15 protein-coding genes are annotated in these 18,561 nt (G+C 60.2%); 4 read left to right on the plus strand and 11 right to left on the minus strand.

Features of this window, described 5'->3' with window-relative positions:
* The first annotated feature begins 3 nt into the window (after positions 1-3).
* Together P3G59_RS05515 and P3G59_RS05520 are read left to right on the plus strand one after the other, a co-directional pair.
* Entirely contained in the window at positions 4-3,072 is a 3,069-nt protein-coding gene (locus P3G59_RS05515) for an efflux RND transporter permease subunit (RefSeq protein ID WP_277760763.1), read from the plus strand.
* Between the two features lie 1,131 nt (positions 3,073-4,203).
* Positions 4,204-4,461 (plus strand): DUF6124 family protein, encoded by a 258-nt coding sequence (locus P3G59_RS05520; RefSeq protein ID WP_277760764.1) that lies wholly within the window; start codon positions 4,204-4,206, stop codon positions 4,459-4,461.
* A gap of 60 nt (positions 4,462-4,521) precedes the next feature.
* Here the strand turns inward: P3G59_RS05520 and P3G59_RS05525 are convergent, their stop codons facing one another.
* The 3 genes from P3G59_RS05525 to plsB all read right to left on the minus strand — a co-directional run bounded on the left by P3G59_RS05525 (position 4,522) and on the right by plsB (position 8,250).
* Positions 4,522-5,211, minus strand: a complete 690-nt coding sequence (locus P3G59_RS05525; RefSeq protein WP_007908873.1) for a DUF4197 domain-containing protein — start codon at positions 5,209-5,211, stop codon at positions 4,522-4,524.
* A 21-nt stretch (positions 5,212-5,232) separates the two neighbouring features.
* A complete protein-coding gene (locus P3G59_RS05530; RefSeq protein ID WP_277760765.1) occupies positions 5,233-5,631 on the minus strand; it encodes a YbaY family lipoprotein in 399 nt (132 codons plus the stop codon).
* Between the two features lie 117 nt (positions 5,632-5,748).
* Positions 5,749-8,250, minus strand: coding sequence for a glycerol-3-phosphate 1-O-acyltransferase PlsB (plsB, locus tag P3G59_RS05535; protein WP_277760766.1), 2,502 nt, complete (start codon positions 8,248-8,250; stop codon positions 5,749-5,751).
* A gap of 238 nt (positions 8,251-8,488) precedes the next feature.
* Here plsB and P3G59_RS05540 point away from each other — a divergent pair, with 238 nt between their 5' ends.
* Positions 8,489-8,698: a cold-shock protein gene (locus P3G59_RS05540; RefSeq protein WP_277760767.1), complete on the plus strand. Its 210-nt coding sequence runs from the start codon at positions 8,489-8,491 to the stop codon at positions 8,696-8,698.
* An 83-nt stretch (positions 8,699-8,781) separates the two neighbouring features.
* On the opposite strand, the gene P3G59_RS05545 is transcribed toward P3G59_RS05540, so the two are convergent.
* The 4 genes from P3G59_RS05545 to P3G59_RS05560 form a co-directional block, all read right to left on the minus strand.
* Positions 8,782-9,159 (minus strand): hypothetical protein, encoded by a 378-nt coding sequence (locus tag P3G59_RS05545; RefSeq protein ID WP_277760768.1) that lies wholly within the window; start codon positions 9,157-9,159, stop codon positions 8,782-8,784.
* Positions 9,160-9,234: 75 nt separating this feature from the next.
* Entirely contained in the window at positions 9,235-10,044 is an 810-nt protein-coding gene (locus tag P3G59_RS05550) for a putative RNA methyltransferase (RefSeq protein WP_277760769.1), read from the minus strand.
* Positions 10,044-11,195, minus strand: coding sequence for a succinyl-diaminopimelate desuccinylase (gene dapE / locus P3G59_RS05555; RefSeq protein WP_277760770.1), 1,152 nt, complete (start codon positions 11,193-11,195; stop codon positions 10,044-10,046). Before dapE ends, P3G59_RS05550 begins: the two co-directional genes overlap by 1 nt.
* 203 nt (positions 11,196-11,398) lie before the next feature.
* Complete coding sequence (locus tag P3G59_RS05560; RefSeq protein ID WP_277760771.1) at positions 11,399-13,987, minus strand: glycosyltransferase; 2,589 nt, start codon at positions 13,985-13,987, stop codon at positions 11,399-11,401.
* 214 nt (positions 13,988-14,201) lie between these two features.
* Here P3G59_RS05560 and tcdA point away from each other — a divergent pair, with 214 nt between their 5' ends.
* A complete protein-coding gene (tcdA, locus tag P3G59_RS05565; RefSeq protein ID WP_007908865.1) occupies positions 14,202-15,020 on the plus strand; it encodes a tRNA cyclic N6-threonylcarbamoyladenosine(37) synthase TcdA in 819 nt (272 codons plus the stop codon).
* Between the two features lie 120 nt (positions 15,021-15,140).
* Here the strand turns inward: tcdA and P3G59_RS05570 are convergent, their stop codons facing one another.
* The 4 genes from P3G59_RS05570 to P3G59_RS05585 form a co-directional block, all read right to left on the minus strand.
* Positions 15,141-15,548, minus strand: a complete 408-nt coding sequence (locus P3G59_RS05570) for a SufE family protein (RefSeq protein ID WP_277760772.1) — start codon at positions 15,546-15,548, stop codon at positions 15,141-15,143.
* Positions 15,545-16,750 (minus strand): cysteine desulfurase, encoded by a 1,206-nt coding sequence (locus P3G59_RS05575; protein WP_277760773.1) that lies wholly within the window; start codon positions 16,748-16,750, stop codon positions 15,545-15,547. The genes P3G59_RS05570 and P3G59_RS05575 overlap by 4 nt, the downstream gene beginning before the upstream one ends.
* A gap of 128 nt (positions 16,751-16,878) precedes the next feature.
* Positions 16,879-17,913: a 2,3,4,5-tetrahydropyridine-2,6-dicarboxylate N-succinyltransferase gene (gene dapD, locus P3G59_RS05580; RefSeq protein ID WP_122591337.1), complete on the minus strand. Its 1,035-nt coding sequence runs from the start codon at positions 17,911-17,913 to the stop codon at positions 16,879-16,881.
* A 33-nt stretch (positions 17,914-17,946) separates the two neighbouring features.
* Positions 17,947-18,309: an ArsC family reductase gene (locus P3G59_RS05585; RefSeq protein WP_003222107.1), complete on the minus strand. Its 363-nt coding sequence runs from the start codon at positions 18,307-18,309 to the stop codon at positions 17,947-17,949.
* Positions 18,310-18,561 lie beyond the last annotated feature (252 nt).

Here is an 18,561-nt window from a genome sequence, read left to right on the forward strand (position 1 = left end):
CCGATGCGCTTCAACCTTTCCGAATGGGCGCTGCGTAATCGCCAGATCGTACTGTTCCTGATGCTTTTGCTGGCCATCGTTGGTGCGTTGTCCTACACCAAACTCGGCCAGAGTGAAGACCCGCCGTTTACCTTCAAGGCCATGGTGATTCAAACCCGTTGGCCGGGCGCGACCGCGCAGGAAGTCTCGCGGCAGGTGACCGAACGCATCGAAAAGAAACTGATGGAAACCGGTGAGTACGAACGCATCGTGTCGTTCTCGCGCCCCGGCGAATCGCAGGTCACCTTCATTGCCCGCGACTCGATGCATTCCAAGGAAATCCCCGATCTTTGGTATCAGGTGCGCAAGAAGGTCAGTGATATTCGCCAGACCTTGCCGCCGGATATTCAGGGGCCGTTTTTCAACGATGAATTCGGCACCACGTTCGGCAATATCTATGCGCTGACGGGGGATGGTTTCGATTACGCGGTGCTCAAGGATTACGCCGATCGCATCCAGATCCAGCTGCAACGGGTCAAGGATGTCGGCAAGGTCGACCTGCTTGGTTTGCAGGACGAGAAAATCTGGGTCGAACTGTCCAACGTCAAACTCGCGACCCTCGGCTTGCCGCTGGCGGCGGTGCAACAGGCGCTGCAAGAGCAGAACGCGGTCTCTACCGCCGGGTTTTTTGAAACCGCTAGCGAGCGATTGCAGCTACGGGTCTCGGGGAATTTTCAGACGGTCGAGGAGATAAAAAACTTTCCGATCCGCGTCGGCGATCGTACGTTCCGTATCTCCGATGTCGCCGATGTGCGTCGTGGTTTCAACGATCCACCGGCGCCGCGCATGCGTTTCATGGGCGAAGACGCAATCGGTCTGGCCGTGGCGATGAAGGATGGCGGCGACATTCTGGTGCTGGGTAAGGCGCTGGAAGTCGAGTTCTCGCGCATCCAGAAGAACCTTCCGGCCGGCATGCAATTGCGCAAGGTATCCGATCAGCCGGCGGCGGTGAAAACCGGGGTCGGCGAGTTCGTTCAGGTACTGGTCGAAGCGCTGGCGATTGTCTTGCTGGTGAGCTTCTTCTCCCTCGGCGTGCGCACCGGCATGGTCGTGGCGCTGACCATTCCGCTGGTGCTGGCGATGACTTTCGCCTGCATGTATTACCTGGGCATCGGCCTGCACAAGATTTCACTCGGCGCGCTGGTGTTGGCGTTGGGCTTGCTGGTAGACGACGCGATCATCGCCGTGGAAATGATGGCGATCAAAATGGAGCAGGGTTTCGACCGCATCCGCGCGGCGAGTTACGCCTGGACCAGCACCGCGTTCCCGATGCTCACCGGGACATTGATTACTGCCGCAGGTTTTCTGCCGATTGCCACGGCGCAGTCCGGCACCGGCGAATACACCCGTTCGATCTTTCAGGTGGTGACCATCGCGTTGCTTGCGTCCTGGGTCGCGGCGGTCATGTTCGTGCCGTACCTGGGGGAAAAACTCCTGCCGGATCTGGCGAAAATTCATGCGGCCAAACATGGCACTGGCGATGGCCAGCCTGATCCGTATGGCACGCCGTTTTATCAGCGGGTTCGGCGTTTGGTGGAGTGGTGCGTGGCGCACCGCAAGACCGTGATCGTGCTGACGGTGGGGTTGTTTATCGCCTCGGTGATGTTGTTCCGCTTCGTCCCGCAGCAGTTTTTTCCGGCTTCCAATCGACTGGAACTGATGGTCGATCTGAAGCTGGCGGAAGGCGCCTCGCTGGCCAATACCACCGGTGAGGTGAAACGGCTGGAGGCGATGCTCAAGGAGCATGCCGGCATTGATAATTACGTCGCCTATGTTGGTACGGGATCGCCGCGTTTCTATCTGCCGCTGGATCAGCAATTGCCGGCGGCGAGTTTCGCGCAGTTTGTGGTGTTGGCGAAAACCATCGAGGAGCGTGAAGCGCTGCGCACTTGGTTGATCGAGACGCTTAACGAGCAGTTCCCGGCATTGCGTTCGCGGGTCACTCGGCTGGAAAACGGTCCGCCGGTTGGCTATCCGGTGCAGTTCCGCGTCACCGGTGAACACATCGAAGAAGTTCGGGCGTTGGCGCGCAAGGTTGCAGCGAAGGTTCGCGAGAACCCGCATGTGGTCAATGTGCATCTGGATTGGGAAGAGCCGAGCAAGGCGGTGTACCTGAATATCGATCAGGAGCGCGCCCGGGCGCTGGGTGTGAGCACGGCCAATCTGGCGAAATTCCTGCAGAGTTCGTTGACCGGCTCGAGTGTCAGTCAGTATCGCGAAGACAATGAGTTGATCGAGATTCTGCTGCGCGGCACGGTGCATGAGCGTACTGAGTTGTCGTTGCTGTCGAGTCTGGCGGTGCCGACGGATAACGGCCGCAGTGTGGCGTTGTCGCAGATTGCCACGCTTGAATATGGGTTTGAGGAAGGGATTATCTGGCATCGTAATCGCCTGCCGAACGTGACTGTGCGGGCGGATATTTATGGCAAGGAGCAGCCGGCGACGCTGGTGAAGCAGATCATGCCGACGCTGGATTCGATTCGCGCCGAGCTGCCGGATGGCTATCTGTTGGATGTTGGCGGCACGGTGGAGGATTCCGAGCGTGGGCAGAAGTCGGTGAATGCCGGGGTACCGATGTTTATTGTCGTGGTGCTGACCCTGCTGATGGTGCAGTTGCGCAGTTTTTCGCGCACGGCGATGGTGTTTTTGACGGCACCGTTGGGCTTGATCGGGGTGACGTTGTTTTTGATGGTGTTCCGCCAGCCGTTCGGGTTTGTGGCGATGTTGGGGACGATCGCGCTGTCCGGGATGATCATGCGTAATTCGGTGATTCTGGTGGATCAGATCGAGCAGGATATCGCTTCGGGGCTTAAGCCTTGGCAGGCTATTATCGAGGCTACGGTTCGGCGTTTTCGGCCGATCGTTCTGACGGCGTTGGCGGCGGTTTTGGCGATGATTCCGTTGTCGAGGAGTGTGTTTTTTGGGCCGATGGCGGTGGCGATCATGGGTGGGTTGATTGTGGCTACGGCGCTGACGCTTTTGTTTTTGCCGGCGTTGTATGCGGCCTGGTTCCGGGTTCGTCGGGAGGTTTGATTCTTTTGTGACGTGGCGGCCTTCGGGCCGACCATGCTCTTGGGGTTTTGGGTGTATATCCGTTGCTTCGGGTGCTGCGGCTGGCGGTTTCGCCCTTACGGCGAGTCCCTTTGGCAAACGCCGGAGTGCCGGCCCAGCCCAAAGGAACCAAAGGTCTTTGCCCTGACGTTCGGCCCGCTCGCTGGGGCTCGGGGTTCCTTCGCTCCGGGATCGATCCGGGGGCATCGCCTACGGTTTGCTTCGCTGCACCTCCTCTCGATGTGTTCGACTTCGTCGAACGGTCGCTGCGCTCCCACCCCCGGATCAATCCCTCCACTCAGCCTGCCGACGGGCTCTAAGATCAAAAGCCGCAGCCGAGCTAACGCTCATCCTGTTGAGTGGTGAGGAGCAGAAGCGATCTGCTCTTGCTCTTTTGTGGTAGCGAGCCTGCTCGCGAAGGCGGCCTGACAGCCGACCTGTTGCTTGCAGATGTACGCAATCCAATTGTAGGAGTGAGCCTGCTCGCGAAGGCGGCCTGACAGTCGAGCTGTTGCTTGCAGATGTACGCAATCCAATTGTAGGAGCGAGCCTGCTCGCGAAGGCGGCCTGACAGCCGACCTGTTGCTTGCAGATGTACGCCATCCAATTGTAGGAGTGAGCCTGCTCGCGATGACGCCCTGACAGCCACCCAATCTCTGCTTGAATGCACGCGCCGAAACTGTGGGAGCTGGCTTGCCAGCGATGACGGCCTGACAGCCGACCAAGCCTTGAACTGAAAATGCTCGATTCAAATGTGGGAGCCAGCCTGCTGGCGAAGACGATCTGAAAGGCGAAGTTGTTTAACTGTGTTACGAAAATTCAGAACCTTCCCACATGTTTTTCAGGTTGTCCGTCGGACGTGCGATCTCTAGCCTTAGGTTGTCGCTGCAAAAATCAGCGACCGGGTTTCGCAGCCCGGTTAAACTTCAGACGCACAGCGTCCACTATCCGAAACGGGCGCTTTTTTATGCCTGTGTCATGGCGGTTGTGCGCGGGATACCTTCGGGTATGCCGGGTGCCTGAAGTCCCGGTCTGCGAACCTGCGTACAGCTGCCACCTAACATTCGTTTCGCAGCGAACGGTGGCGGCTCCATTACTTCAGGAGATTTCGCCATGTTCAAACCCACGCCAAACCCGCCCAAACCCGTCAATAATCCCAGCACAATCTTCACCGTCCTTCCCGAGGTCGATTCCGAAACATTACTCGCTCACGCCTGTGAAACGCTGGCCTCAGCCAACATCATGGCCACGGAACTGGCGTTCACCCTGAGTGGCCCGACGTGTAATCATCTTCTGGGGATTCAGCAGATGATCTCCCTCGCAGAGCTGTCGGTGAACCGCGTCCTTGATCAAGTCGATCCGCAAACCTGACGCCCAACAAAAAGCCCGCTGAACCCCAAGGGTTCAGCGGGCTTTTTGTCGTTCAGAATATTACAACGTCCCAAACACCTTCTTCGCCAGACTGGTCGCCGCAGCAGCCGGGTTCTGGCGGATGGTTTCTTCCTGTTTGCCGATCATTTCGAACAAGCCATTGAGCGCTTGCTCGGTCACGTAGTTTTCAACGTTGGCGCTCTTGGCATCAACGACGCCAAACGCTGCAGCCTGGCCGGCGAACGAGTTGTACTTCTGCGCTACGCCAACCTTGTCGGTCGCCTGTTTGACGATCGGCAGGAACTTGGCGCGGATCTGTTCGCGGCTGGATTTGTCGAGGTATTGCGTGGCCGAGTCCTTGCCGCCGCTGAGGATGCCTTTGGCGTCTGCCACGCTCATTTTCTTCACGGCGTCGACGAGGATTGGCTGGGCCTGAGTCACCGCGGATTCCGCTGCCTTGTTCATGGCGGTTTCCAGTTCTTCAACCTGAGCGCCCATGCCGAAGGCTTTCATCTTGCTCGCGGCTTTGCCGAGTTTGCCCGGCAGCTCGATCTTCACGTCCGGGTTGTTGCTGAAGCCGCCGGGGGTGCCCAGTTGCTTGACGGCGATTTGCGCGCCTTGGGTCAGGGCGTCCTTGAGGCCGCCGGTGGCGTCTTTTTGCGACAGGTCACTGAGCGACAGCGCCAGCGCGCTGGCGGAGATCATCAGGCCTGCGCACAGGCCGGCGAAGCGAAGGGTAGGGCGGAGCATGGCAGGTTCCTTGAAAGACAATTAGCGAACGGCGTCGACGCGGATTTTCAGCGGCTGCGGATCGTTGCCGTCGAGTTGCACGGCATGGTTTTCGGTGGTGATGAACATCAGCTCGCCGTTGACCTCGATGCGCGCGCTGACCGAGTAGCGATGGCCGGGTTTGACCTGGGCCGGATCGTAGCTAAAGTGGAACGGCAGCGGCACCTGGCCTTTGACCGGGCCTTTTTGCTCGTCGAGTACGACGGCTGGCGCATCGGCCAGCGAGACGTCTTGCAAGCTGACGCTGAGGGTCGCGCTCGGTGGCAGGGCGATGCGCTGCAGGTAGAACACTTCACCGTCGAGGCCGACCTTGCCGGCAGGTGTGGTCGATTGGCAGGCGCTGAGCAGTGTGGCGGCAGCGAGAATGGTCAGTTTTTTCATAGGTGGTTCTCCTTTCAGTGTGGGAGCGAGCCTGCTCGCGAAAGCGGTTTAGCATTCAACATTTCAGTTGTCTGACACTCCGTCTTCGCGAGCAGGCTCGCTCCTACCAGGTTTTCATCAGGCGTCGGGCTGTGTGGCGACCTGGTCGGCCGCATCTTCACTGCGATGCAGCGCCACCTGACGGATCGACAAACGAATCTCCGCCGGCAATACGCGTTTGGCCGCACCTTCGGCGAGTTCGCCGAGCAGCTCGTGGTAGCTCAGTTTGCCGGCCTCGTCGCGACGCAGCACGTCGAGGTCGAGCAGGGTCTGGATGAAGTGGCGGAACAGGCTCTTGTCGAAGAACTCCGGGGCGTTGAGGCCATGCAGGATCGACAGGCGCTGCGCCATGACCGTGCAGAGGTCTTCCAGCTCTTCGGCGCTGATGCTGTTCTGGCCGCTGTTGAGCAGCAAGGACACGGTCATGTAGAAACGCTGCAAGGTCTGGGCGATGCTCTTCGACAGCAGCGTCAGCAACACGAAATGCCGCGAACTCGGTGCCGGACGCAGGTAGACGTCCTTCTCGAAACGCAGCAAACCTTGCTCGACAAACGCCTCCAGCCACTGATCGACCACACCGTCCAGTTCGTCCAGCGTCCAGCGAATGAACAGCTCCGATTGCAGGTACGGGTACAGCGCGCGGGTGTAGCGCAGGATCTGTTCGCGGCTCATGCGTGAGGTGCTCTGGAAGAAACTCGCCAGCAGCGCAGGCAACGCGAAGATGTGCAGCACGTTGTTGCGGTAATAGGTCATCAGGACGGCGTTCTGCTCGTCCAGATAGAGGATCTTGCCCAGCGCATCGTTCTGCTCGGCGAGCAGGTCCATGTCCTTTACATGCTCGATCAACGCGCGGCCGTCGCCTTCCGGCAGCGTGGTGTGCGGTGAATAAGGGACTTTGCGCAGCAGCGCCAGGTACAGATCCAGCACCCGCGCCATCGCGCGATCGTCCAGTGCCAGACGGGTAGTCGACAGCAGCGCCAGTGCCACCAGATTGACCGGGTTGATCGCTGCGGCTTCGTTGAGATGCTGCGCGACTTTTTCGCCGAGGCGGTTGGTGGTCTCGTTGAGCCATGCCGGTTTGTACTGCGGACCGAGCTCCTGCTGGCGCCAGTCCGGTTGCTCGGCGTCGAGGAATTCCGCCAGTTTGATCGGCTCGCCGAAGTTCACCGCGACCTGACCGAAGCGCTGCTTGAGCGCGCCGATGACTTTGAAAATGTCGAAGATCGATTCTTTCTTCTTGCTCGCGCCGCGCAGTTCGCCGAGGTAGGTGCGACCCTCCAGCACACGCTCATAACCGATGTACACCGGCACAAACACGATGGGCATGCGCGACGAACGCAGGAAACTGCGCAGGGTGATCGCGAGCATCCCGGTTTTCGGTTGCAGCATGCGCCCGGTCCGCGACCGGCCGCCCTCGACGAAGTATTCGACCGGGAAGCCTTTGGTGAACAGGGTGTGCAGGTATTCGTTGAACACCGAGGTGTACAGCGGATTGCCCTTGAACGTGCGGCGCATGAAGAATGCCCCGCCGCGACGTAGCAGGCTGCCGATCACCGGCATGTTGAGGTTGATTCCGGCGGCGATGTGCGGCGGGGTCAGGCCGTTGCGGAACAGCAGATACGACAGCAGCAGGTAGTCGATGTGGCTGCGGTGGCACGGCACGTAGATCACTTCGTGACCCTGAGCGACTTTCTGCACGCCTTCGATGTGGTTGACCTTGATGCCGTCGTAGATCTTGTTCCAGAACCAGCTCAGCACCACTTCGAGGAAGCGGATCGCGGTGTAGGTGTAGTCCGAGGCGATTTCGTTGCCGTAACGCAGGGCTTGGGCCTTGGCTTTTTCCGCGGAGATGTTTTCGCGTTCGGCTTCGTCGAGGATTGCTTGTTTGACCAATGGCTGGTTGAGCAGGCCTTTGACCAGGTTTCGACGGTGGGAAATGTCCGGGCCGATGACCGCTGCTTTGAGGTTGCGGAAGTGTACGCGCAGGATCCGCTGGGCCATGCGCACGGTGCGTTCGTGACCCTTGTTGTGTTCGATCAATTCGCGCAGATGGATCGGCGCCGAGAATTGCACGCGGGTTTTACGCCCGAGGACGATGATGCTCAGCAAGCGACGCAGGCGCCCGGTGACGGCCCAACTGTCGGCAAACAGCAGTTTCCACGGACTGTTTTCGCTGTCCGGTGACTGGCCCCAGAACACGCTGACCGGGATGATCTGCGCGTCTTCAGCAGCATTCTGCGTGAGCGCGCTGACCAGGCGGGTCAGGGTCGGCGGCGCACCGCGTTTGTCTTGGCGCCCGAGCCAGTCGGGATCCGGCGTCAGGTAGAAAAACGCTGCCGGTTCGATCAGTGAACCCACAGATACCGGCAACACTGGACGCGGCAGGCCGGCCTTGGTGCACTCGGTGTCGAGCACCGCCAGATCGGTCAGCGAAGGGTTTTGCAGGACGTAGAACACCGGACGACTGCGGTCGAGGTTGAGGGTGAACGACGACTGGTTGATCGTCTCCGAGCGAACCCAGAGGTACAACAGTCGGCGCAAGGTGCCAAACACAAGACGGCGGAACGGGGAACGGGTCATACGGCTTCTGCGTGAGTGAATAAAACCGAGCGTTTGCTCGGGTGGGCGCTAGTGTGACGGATTCATCGAAAATCGGCAAAAAAGCGGCGAAGTAATCTCCTGTTGAGAGTTTTCGCGCCTGTCATATACTCGGCGGTCTGTCGCCGGGGCCCTTTTATGGACGTCGGACGCAGGCTGACGTTCCGCAAAGGCTTTCCTGCGAAAAGCCTGTTCAATAATAAAAAAGGAGTATGAACAGATGGCAACACGTGAAACCGGCAACGTGAAGTGGTTCAACGACGCCAAGGGCTACGGCTTTATACAGCGCGAAGACGGGGTGGACGTGTTCGTGCACTACCGCGCGATTCGCGGCGAAGGGCATCGGTCGCTGACCGAAGGCCAGCAGGTTGAATACGCATTGATTACTGGCGAGAAGGGTTTGCAGGCTGAGGATGTTGTAGGCTTGTAACAGCAGCTTCGAGCTGCAAGCCACAAGCTACAAGCAGTTCAGCTTGAGACTTGCAGCTTGCAGCTCATAACTTGCAGCTGCTTTTAGGCGGTTTTCCAGGTGATCTCTTCTTCACCGTCTTCGCTGATGCGAATCCAGCGATCCGCCGTCTCTTCACCTTCTTCCTCGACCCACGTCCCCGGCGCGCAACGCACTTCCACGTTCAGCGCAGCAAAGGCGGCGCGGGCGCAGGCGATGTCGTCGTCCCATGGGGTCTGGTCGCTTTCCAGGTACAGGCTGTTCCATTTGCCCACGGCTTTCGGCAGCCAGGTCACCGGCACATTGCCGGCCTTGCACTTGTAAGTCTGGCCTTTCTGTACCCACTCGCTGCACGGGCCCAACGCGGCGCCCAGCCAGGCAGAAATGGCCTTGTGGTCGACGTCGGCGTCTTTCAGGTAAATCTCGATATCCGGTTGGCGCATGGATGTCCTCACTGCGGGTCTGAAAAATCCATTCGCGGATTTAGCCGGCCCCGGGCGTTTGCCCGGAACCAAAAGTTATTGAAGAACGAAATAATCGTAGCGCATCGACACGGTGGTCTCGAACGGCTCGGCCTGTTCGATCACCGCCGCACGACGCTCGGCACTGGCGCGCCAGCCGTGGGGTGTCATCGCCAACAGGTTGGCGCGATCCTCGGGCTTGTCCAGCGTCAGCCTGAATTCCAGGGTTTCGCTGTGCGCCAGCGCCATGCCTTCAGGCACCAGGGCCAGATGCTTGTCGTCGGTGTACTCGCGAACTTCGTCGTACAGGCGTTCGCGCAGTTCCATCAGATGGCCGCTGGTCGGGCCGACTTTCATCAAACCGCCGCCAACACTGAGCAGGCGTTTGGCTTCTGCCCAGTCCAGAGGACTGAAAACACTGGCGAGAAACTGGCAACTGCCCGATGCCAACGGCACGCGGGCCATGCTGGCGATCAACCAGGTGATGGCCGGGTTGCGTTTGCAGGCGCGTTTGACCGCTTCACGGGAGATGTCCAGCGCGTAGCCATCCGCGTTCGGCAAGGCCTCGGCGATCTGCGCGGTGTAATAACCCTCGCCACAGCCGATGTCGACCCAGCGATCCGGCGCATAACTCGCCGCCAGTTCGGCCAGACGCTTGGCCACGGGTGCGTAATGCCCGGCGTTCAAGAAATCCCGGCGCGCCTCGACCATCGCCTGGTTGTCGCCAGGATCACGGCTGTTCTTGTGCTGCACCGGCAGCAGGTTCAGGTAACCCTGACGCGCACGGTCGAAGCGGTGGCCGGCGGGGCAAACCACGCCGTTATCCAGCGCATTCAGCGGTGCGCTGCAGATGGGGCAAGCAAGCATCAGGCGAGCAACTTTATCAGGGTCTGGTAGTAGATCTCGGTCAGCACGTCGAGATCGGCCGCCAATACGCGCTCATTGACCTGGTGGATAGTCGCGTTGACCGGGCCCAGTTCAACCACTTGCGTGCCCATGGTCGCGATGAAACGGCCATCGGAAGTGCCGCCGCTGGTGGAAGCCTTGGTCTCGCGGCCGGTGATGTCCTTGATGCTCGCCGACACCGCGTCGAGCAGCGCGCCCGGTTCGGTGAGGAACGGCAGGCCGGACAGCGCCCAGTCGATGTGCCAGTCCAGATCGTGCTTGTCGAGGATGTCGGCGACGCGTTTCTGCAGGCCTTCGACGGTCGATTCGGTGGAGAAGCGGAAGTTGAACACCGCCACCAGATCGCCCGGGATCACGTTGGTCGCGCCGGTGCCGGAGTTGACGTTGGAGATCTGGAAACTGGTCGGCGGGAAGAAATCGTTACCGTGATCCCAATGCTCGGCGGCCAGTTCGGCCAGCGCCGGGGCAGCAAGGTGGATCGGGTTCTTCGCCAGATGCGGGTAAGCAACGTGCCCCTGAATGCCACGAACGGTGAGCTTGGCGCCCAGCGAGCCGCGACGGCCGTTTTTCACCACGTCGCCGACCAGTGTGGTGCTCGACGGTTCGCCGACGATGCACCAGTCCAGACGTTCGTTACGTGCTGCCAGACGTTCGACCACAGCCTTGGTGCCATGGTGCGCCGGACCTTCTTCGTCGCTGGTGATAAGGAACGCGACCTTGCCTTTGTGGTTCGGGTAGTCAGCGACAAAGCGCTCGGCGGCAACGGTCATCGACGCCAGGCTGCCCTTCATGTCTGCCGCGCCACGGCCGCAGAGCATGCCGTGTTCATCGATCAGCGCGTTGAACGGGTCGATCTGCCACGCCGTCACCGGGCCGGTCGGCACCACGTCGGTGTGACCGGCGAAGCACAGCACCGGGCCGTCGTTGTTGCCGTGGGTCGCCCAGAAGTTATCCACATCTTCGATGCGCATCGGCTCGAGGGTGAAACCGGCATCGCCCAGGCGCTGCATCATCTGCTTCTGGCAATCGGCGTCGACCGGCGTCACGGACGGACGGCGGATCAGGTCGATGGCGAGTTGGAGGGTCGGCGAAAGGTCGGCGTGGGCCGTCATGTAATAACTCCGGATGCGCACGGTAAACTTGTAGGAGCTGCCGAAGGCTGCGATCTTTTGATTTTGTTTTTTAAAATCAACAGCAAGATCAAAAGATCGCAGCCTTCGGCAGCTCCTACCGAGTTTGTTGGCATTGAAAAAGGCATTCATTCTAAAGCAAAACGGCGGCCCGAAGGCCGCCGTTTGACGTTATCCGTTACCGATTATGCGGCAGCCGGCTCAGGCGCAGCCGCAGGTTTGGGCAGCGACGACAGGAACGCCATGATCAGCGCCGCCAGATACGGCAGCGACTGCACCAGCAACATCACCACCCAGAAACGCATGTCGTTGCTCGGCATGCCGTTGACCAGATAGATCCCCAGCGCCGCGCCCCACAACAGCAGCATGATGAACAGCTCTTCCCGAGCCTCGGAAATCGCCACCCAGAAGCCATGGTTGTCGGCGTTTTTCGGCGTGCGGAAGAACGGAATGCTGCTGGTGAAGAAGCCGTACAGCACCGCTTTGGCGATGGTGTGCGACAACGCCAGTCCGGCCAGCGCCGCGCAGAACGCATCTTTCAGGTTCACGCCGACGGCGCGACGGTAGAGGAAGATGATCTTGCCGACCTTGAACACGAACAATGCCAGCGGCGGGATTGCGAAGATCAGCAGTGGCGGATCAACCCGTTGCGGCACGATGATCATCGCCGCCGACCACAACAGCGCGCCGACGGTGAAGAAGATGTTCATGCCGTCCGCGACCCACGGCAGCCAGCCGGCAAGGAAGTGGTAACGCTGGCCGCGCGTCAGCTCGGTGTCCTTGCCGCGCAGCAGGCTGCCGGTGTGGCGCTTGATGATCTGGATCGCACCGTAGGCCCAGCGGAAACGCTGTTTCTTGAAGTCTATGAAGGTATCCGGCATCAGACCCTTGCCGTAGCTGTTGTGGTAATACGCCGCCGACAGGCCTTTCTCGAAAACACGCAGACCGAGTTCGGCGTCTTCACAGATGCACCAGTCGGCCCAGCCCAACTCTTCCAGCACCGAGCGCCGGGTCATGGTCATGGTGCCGTGCTGGATGATCGCGTCACGGTCGTTACGGGTGACCATGCCGATGTGGAAGAAGCCTTTGTATTCGGCGTAGCAAAGCTTCTTGAAGGTGCTTTCGTTCTGGTCGCGATAATCCTGCGGCGATTGCACCACAGCGATTTTCGGGTCGGCGAAGTGCGGCACCATGTGCTTGAGCCAGTTCGGGTGTACGCAGTAATCGGAGTCGATCACCGCGATCACTTCGGCATCCTTGGCGGTGTGCGGAATCAGGTAGTTCAGTGCGCCGCCCTTGAAACCGGCCAGGGGCGAGACGTGGAAGAACTTGAAGCGCGGGCCGAGGGTTTCGCAGTAGTCGCGCACCGGTTCCCACACCGCCGGATCCTTGGTGTTGTTGTCGATGATCAAGACTTCGTAGTCTGGATAATCGAGCGCCGCCAGTGCGTCGAGGGTCTGTTTGACCATCTCCGGCGGCTCGTTGTAGCACGGCACGTGGATCGAGACTTTCGGCCGGTAGCTGGAGTCGCCTTCGACGGGCAGGAATTCGCGCCGACGTTTGTGAATCCACACCGCCTCGGCCAATTCATGCGCTTCGGTGAGCAAAACGATAAACACCCCGAGCGCGCCGAGCGCCAAGAGGAATCCGACGGTCAAACTGAACCACGTGCTGTATTGCAGGCTGTAGTCGTAACCGATCCACACCAATACCGAACCGCAGAGAAACGCGATGAAGGTCAGGAAGATCCGCCCACGTTGACGCAGGGCCGAGCCGTCGATCATCAGCAGGGTCAGCGACAACAGCGCCAGCACCACCGAACCGATGGCCAGTACGCGCCACTGCGGGATCGCGACGACCGGGCCTTCGAAGTTGAATTTCTGCTGGCGCGCGGCGTTGAACACGCCCCAATACGCGCCGACCGAGCCTTCGTCGCTGGCCTTCCACGGCTGGTCAAACGCTTCGATCACGAAGTAGTTGAAGCCCTGGCGGTTAAGTTTGTTGACCAGGTTGCGCAGGTAGATCGCCTGATCCGCCGGCGACGCATCGGCGCCACCGCGCATGCGCCCGTTGCTCGGCCAGCCGACCTCGGAGAGCAGCAGCGGTTTTTTCGGGAACAGCTTTTTCAGGTCGCGAGCGCGGTCGAAAACAAATTGGCCAGCCTTGTCGACTGGAATGAACTCCCAGTACGGCAGAACGTGGGCGGCAATCAGGTCAACGTGTTTGGCCAGTTCCGGGTGTTCTTCCCAGACGTGCCATTGCTCGGACGTGGTCACCGGCACTTTCACCGCCGCGCGGACGCGATCGAGCAGCACGCTCAGTTCTTGGGCGGTGATTTCCTTACGGAAGATCGCTTCGTTACCGACCACCACGCGCACCACGCTGCGCGAAGTGTTGGCCAGTTCGATGGCGCGGGTGATTTCCCGCTCGTTGCGTTCCTGATCGGGGCTGATCCAGATCCCCAGCGTCACGCGCAGACCGAATTCCTCAGCCAGTTTCGGGATGTCTTGCAGTGAGCCGTCGACCGAGTAGATGCGGATGTTGTCCGTCAGCTTGCTCATGATCTCCAGGTCGCGGCGCATTTCGTCGTCAGTCGGATACTGATCCTTCTGCGGGAATTGTCCTTGCTGGAACGGCGAATAGGAGAAACCGGAGATCTGCTCCGGCCAGTTCGGCGCGGAAACCGGGCGGTTGATCAGCGCCCAGAAACCGGTGAACAGGGCGGCGATGGCCAGCACCACCACCAGGTTGAGTCCAAATTTACGCGATGACATAGCTATTTCGGGTTCCAAAGGCTGTGGAACGAAGGATCGGTCGGCTAGACGCCCGAGGGGCGCGCATCCTACACCGGCAGTTCGCAAGTCGTACATCAGACAGGGAAATGCCCGACATTGGGCAGCCGACTTTGACTTAAGTTCTTACACTTGTAGCTCGAAGCTTAAAACTTGTCGCTGTGTAGCCCTATAATGCGCGCCGGTTTTTGGGGTAATGGTCATGAGTACAGAAGATCCGCGGTTTGCAGGCATCGCCCGTTTGTATGGCATCGAAGGTCTGGCGCGTTTGCGCGCGGCCCATGTGGCGATCGTCGGCGTCGGTGGCGTCGGTTCCTGGGCGGCGGAAGCCATGGCCCGTTGTGGCGTCGGCGAGATTTCGCTGTTCGACCTCGATGACGTCTGCGTCAGCAACGCCAATCGGCAGTTGCACGCGCTGGACAGCACCGTCGGCAAACCCAAGGTCGAGGTCATGGCCGAGCGCCTGCGCGGGATCAACCCGGATTGCACCGTGCACGCGGTGGCGGACTTCGTCACCCGCGAGACCATGGCCGAATACATCACGCCGAACATCGACTGCGTGATCGACTGCATCGACGCGGTCAACGCCAAGGCTGCGCTGATCGCCTGGTGCAAGCGCCGCAAGATTCAGATCATCACCACCGGTGGTGCGGGCGGGCAGATCGATCCAACGCTGATTCAGGTGTGCGATCTCAACCGTACGTTCAACGACCCGTTGGCCTCGAAAGTGCGCTCGACGTTGCGTCGTGACTACGGCTTCTCGCGCACCGTGACCCGCCATTACAGCGTGCCCTGTGTGTTTTCCACGGAACAGCTGCGTTATCCGAAACCCGATGGCAGCATTTGTTTGCAGAAGAGTTTTGTCGGCGACGGCGTGAAGCTGGACTGCGCCGGCGGGTTTGGTGCGGTGATGATGGTCACGGCGACGTTCGGCATGGTCGCGGCGACTAAGGCTGTGGACAAGATTGTCGCGGGTGTTCGGCGCCCGGCGGATCGGGTCAAACCTCAGGCCTGACCAGTGACCGATCATTCCCGCGCTCCGCGTGGGAATGCAGCCCGGGACGCTCTGAGTTCCAAATCAAGAGCCGAACGCGGAGCGCCCGTTGAGGCATTCCCACGCAGAGCGTGGGAACGATCAGTCAGGGGCGAGTTCACGCATTCGCTGCAGCACGGCATTCAAGCCATTGCTGCGCGAGGGGGATAACTGGCGCGAAAGGCCGAGTTGATTGAACCAGTCCGGCAAATCCACTTGCTGCAATTCTTCCGCCGACAAGCCATTGACCCGCAACAGCAACAACGCCACCAACCCGCGAATCATCCGCGCATCGCTGCTCGCGTTGAATTGCCAGTGACCGTCACGCAACGCCCCAACCAGCCACACCTGGCTTTCACAGCCATGCACCCGGTTGGCTTCGCACTTGTCCGCGTCATCCAGCAGCGGCAGGCGATCGCCAATCTGCATCAGCAGCCGCGCCCGCTGTTCCCAGCCCGCTGCATTCTGAAAAGTCTGCAACGCTTCGGCTGCCTCGACCGGCAGGCTCATCGCAACAACTCCAGCGCCTGATCCAGCGCTTCAAAGAAACGCTCCAGATCCTCGGAGTCGTTGTACAGCGCCAGCGACACACGAATCGCTCCAGCCAGCTCAAGGCTTTTCAGCAGCGGCATCGCGCAATGATGCCCGGCGCGCACGGCGATCCCTTGTTCTGTCAGCAAGTGCGCCAAATCGGCGTTGTGCACGCCCTCGACGACAAAACTCGCCAGCGCCAGTTGCGGCTTGCCGAGCAGACGAATGCCGTTACGAGCGGCGAGGCCTCGCAGCAGATAGTCATGCAGCGCCGCTTCGTGGGCAGACACCGCGTCCTGATCCAGCCCGGCCAGATAATCGAGCGTCGCGCCAAGGCCGATCACACTGGCAATCGGCGGCGTACCCGCTTCAAAACCCAGTGGCGCAGGGCGGAAACGCGAGTCGTGATAGTTGGCTTCCAGGACCATTTCGCCGCCGAACTGCCAGGGCTTCAGCTGCTCAAGTGCTGCATTGCGCCCGAACAGCACGCCAAGGCCATCGGGGCCATAGAGCTTGTGGCTGGAAAACACATAAAAGTCGCAACCCAGCGCCTGCACGTCGTGGCGACCGTGCACCACACCTTGCGCGCCATCGACCACGGTCAGCGCGTTCTGCGCCTTGGCCATGCCCAGCAACGCTGGCAACGGTTGCCACGAACCGAGTACGTTGGAAAGCTGACTGACCGCCAGCAACCGCGTGCGCGGGCCGATCAAATGCACAGCGGCAGCGAGGTCGATCAAGCCGTCGGCGTCCAGCGGCAGGATCACCAGTTTGAGACTGCGCCGTTGCGCCAGTTGCTGCCACGGCAGCAGGTTGGCGTGATGCTCCAGGGCGCTGATGACAATCTCATCGCCCGGGTGGAAAAGATGTTCCAGGCCATAGGCCAGGAGGTTCAGCGCACTGGTGGCGCCGTGGGTGAAGATGATCCGCCCGCTGTCACCGGCATTCAGCCACTGCGCGACCTTGAGTCGACTGTCTTCGAACGCCTGCGTGGCATGGGCACCGGGCAGGTGTTGCGCACGATGCACATTGGCCGCGCCGTTGGCGTAGTAATGCGTCAGTGCGGCGAGCAGGGCTTGGGGTTTTTGCGTGGTGGCGGCGTTGTCCAGATAGGTCTGGTCTTGCCGTTGCAGCGCGGCGATGGCCGGGAAATCGGCGCGCCAGGGGGAGGGAATCATCATCTGTTCAGCCCTGTGAACTTGGGCGGGGTGTACACAAGACACTGTGGGAGCGAGCCTGCTCGCGAAGCTTTTTGCGTCCATATGGACGCCTTCGCGAGCAGGCTCGCTCCCACAAGTGCCTGCGGCACTTAGTTGTGAGCGTGCAGCGCTTCGTTCAGTTCGATCGCCGATTTGTGGGTTTTGCATTCCACAGCGCCGGTTTCCGAATTGCGACGGAACAGCAGGTCAGTCTGACCGGCCAGCTCACGCGCCTTCACAACCTTGACCAGGTTGTTGTTTTCGTCGAGCAGCGCGACCTTGGTGCCGGCGGTCACGTACAGGCCCGACTCAACGGTGTTGCGGTCGCCCAACGGAATACCGATACCGGCGTTGGCGCCGATCAAACAGCCTTCGCCGACCTTGATCACGATGTTGCCGCCGCCCGACAGGGTGCCCATGGTCGAGCAACCGCCGCCCAGGTCCGAACCCTTGCCGACGAATACGCCAGCGGATACACGGCCTTCGATCATGCCCGGGCCTTCGGTGCCGGCGTTGAAGTTGATGAAACCTTCGTGCATCACGGTGGTGCCTTCACCGACGTAAGCGCCCAGGCGCAGACGCGCGGCGTCAGCGATACGCACGCCGGCCGGAACCACGTAGTCGGTCATTTTCGGGAACTTGTCCACCGAGAACACTTCCAGCAGGTCGCCACGCAGGCGCGCTTCCAGTTGCATTTCGGCCAGTTCGCTCAGGTCGATGGCGCCCTGGCTGGTCCATGCGACGTTTGGCAGCAGCGGGAAGATCCCGGCCAGGCTCACGCCGTGTGGTTTGACCAGACGGTGCGACAGCAGGTGCAGCTTGAGGTAAGCCTCAGGTGTCGAAGTCAGCTGTGCGTCTTCGGCCAGCAGGGTGGCGACCAGCGGCTTGTGGCTCTCGGCCAGACGGGTCAGCAGCTTGCCTTGCACGGCATCGATGCCTTTCACGGCTTCAGCCAGCTGCGCTGCCTGGGCGGTGGTGAAAGTGATGGCCTGGTTGCCTTCGGTGTAACCGAGGATCGGCGCAACCGCGGCGACCAGTTCGGCCGAAGGATTGAGCAGTGGCTGTGCGTAGAACACTTCCAGCCACGCGCCTTGACGGTTCTGAGTGCCGACACCAAAGGCGATGCTGAACAGGGAATTGGACATGTAAATACACCTCTACAAAGAGTGACGGGCTGCTTACTTCAGAGCGGCCGCGTAGATATCTGGCTTGAAGCCAATCAGGGTTCGGTCACCGAGATCGAGCACCGGGCGCTTGATCATCGAGGGTTGAGCGAGCATCAGTTCGATGGCTTTCGACTGGTCGAGATCGGCTTTACGTTCGTCGTCGAGTTTGCGAAAGGTCGTGCCTGCACGGTTCAACACCGTTTGCCAGCCGTGTTCGTCACACCATTGGGTCAGGTGCTCACGGTCGATGCCGGCGGTTTTGTAATCATGAAAGTCGTAGCTGACAGCGTGTTCATCGAGCCAGGTGCGCGCCTTCTTCATGGTGTCGCAGGCTTTGATGCCGAAAAGGTGCAACGTTTTACTTGAAACGGTCAAGGAATCGCCCCCTTTACAGGTGCTGGAGAAAAATGGTGTCGGATTATGCCATGACCAAACGGTTTCGCGGCGCCTGAGGTCGATTTCCCACCGCAAAACCCTGTAGGAGTGAGCCTGCTCGCGATGGCGATTTACCTGCCACTACATTGTTGAATGTTAAACCGTTATCGCGAGCAGGCTCACTCCTACAAGGGGATTTGCGACAGGGCGTGCGACATAGGTGCAACGGTCAGACGCATCCTAAGCGGCTAA

The sequence above is a fragment of the Pseudomonas sp. A34-9 genome, from assembly GCF_029543085.1.
Lineage (GTDB): Bacteria > Pseudomonadota > Gammaproteobacteria > Pseudomonadales > Pseudomonadaceae > Aquipseudomonas.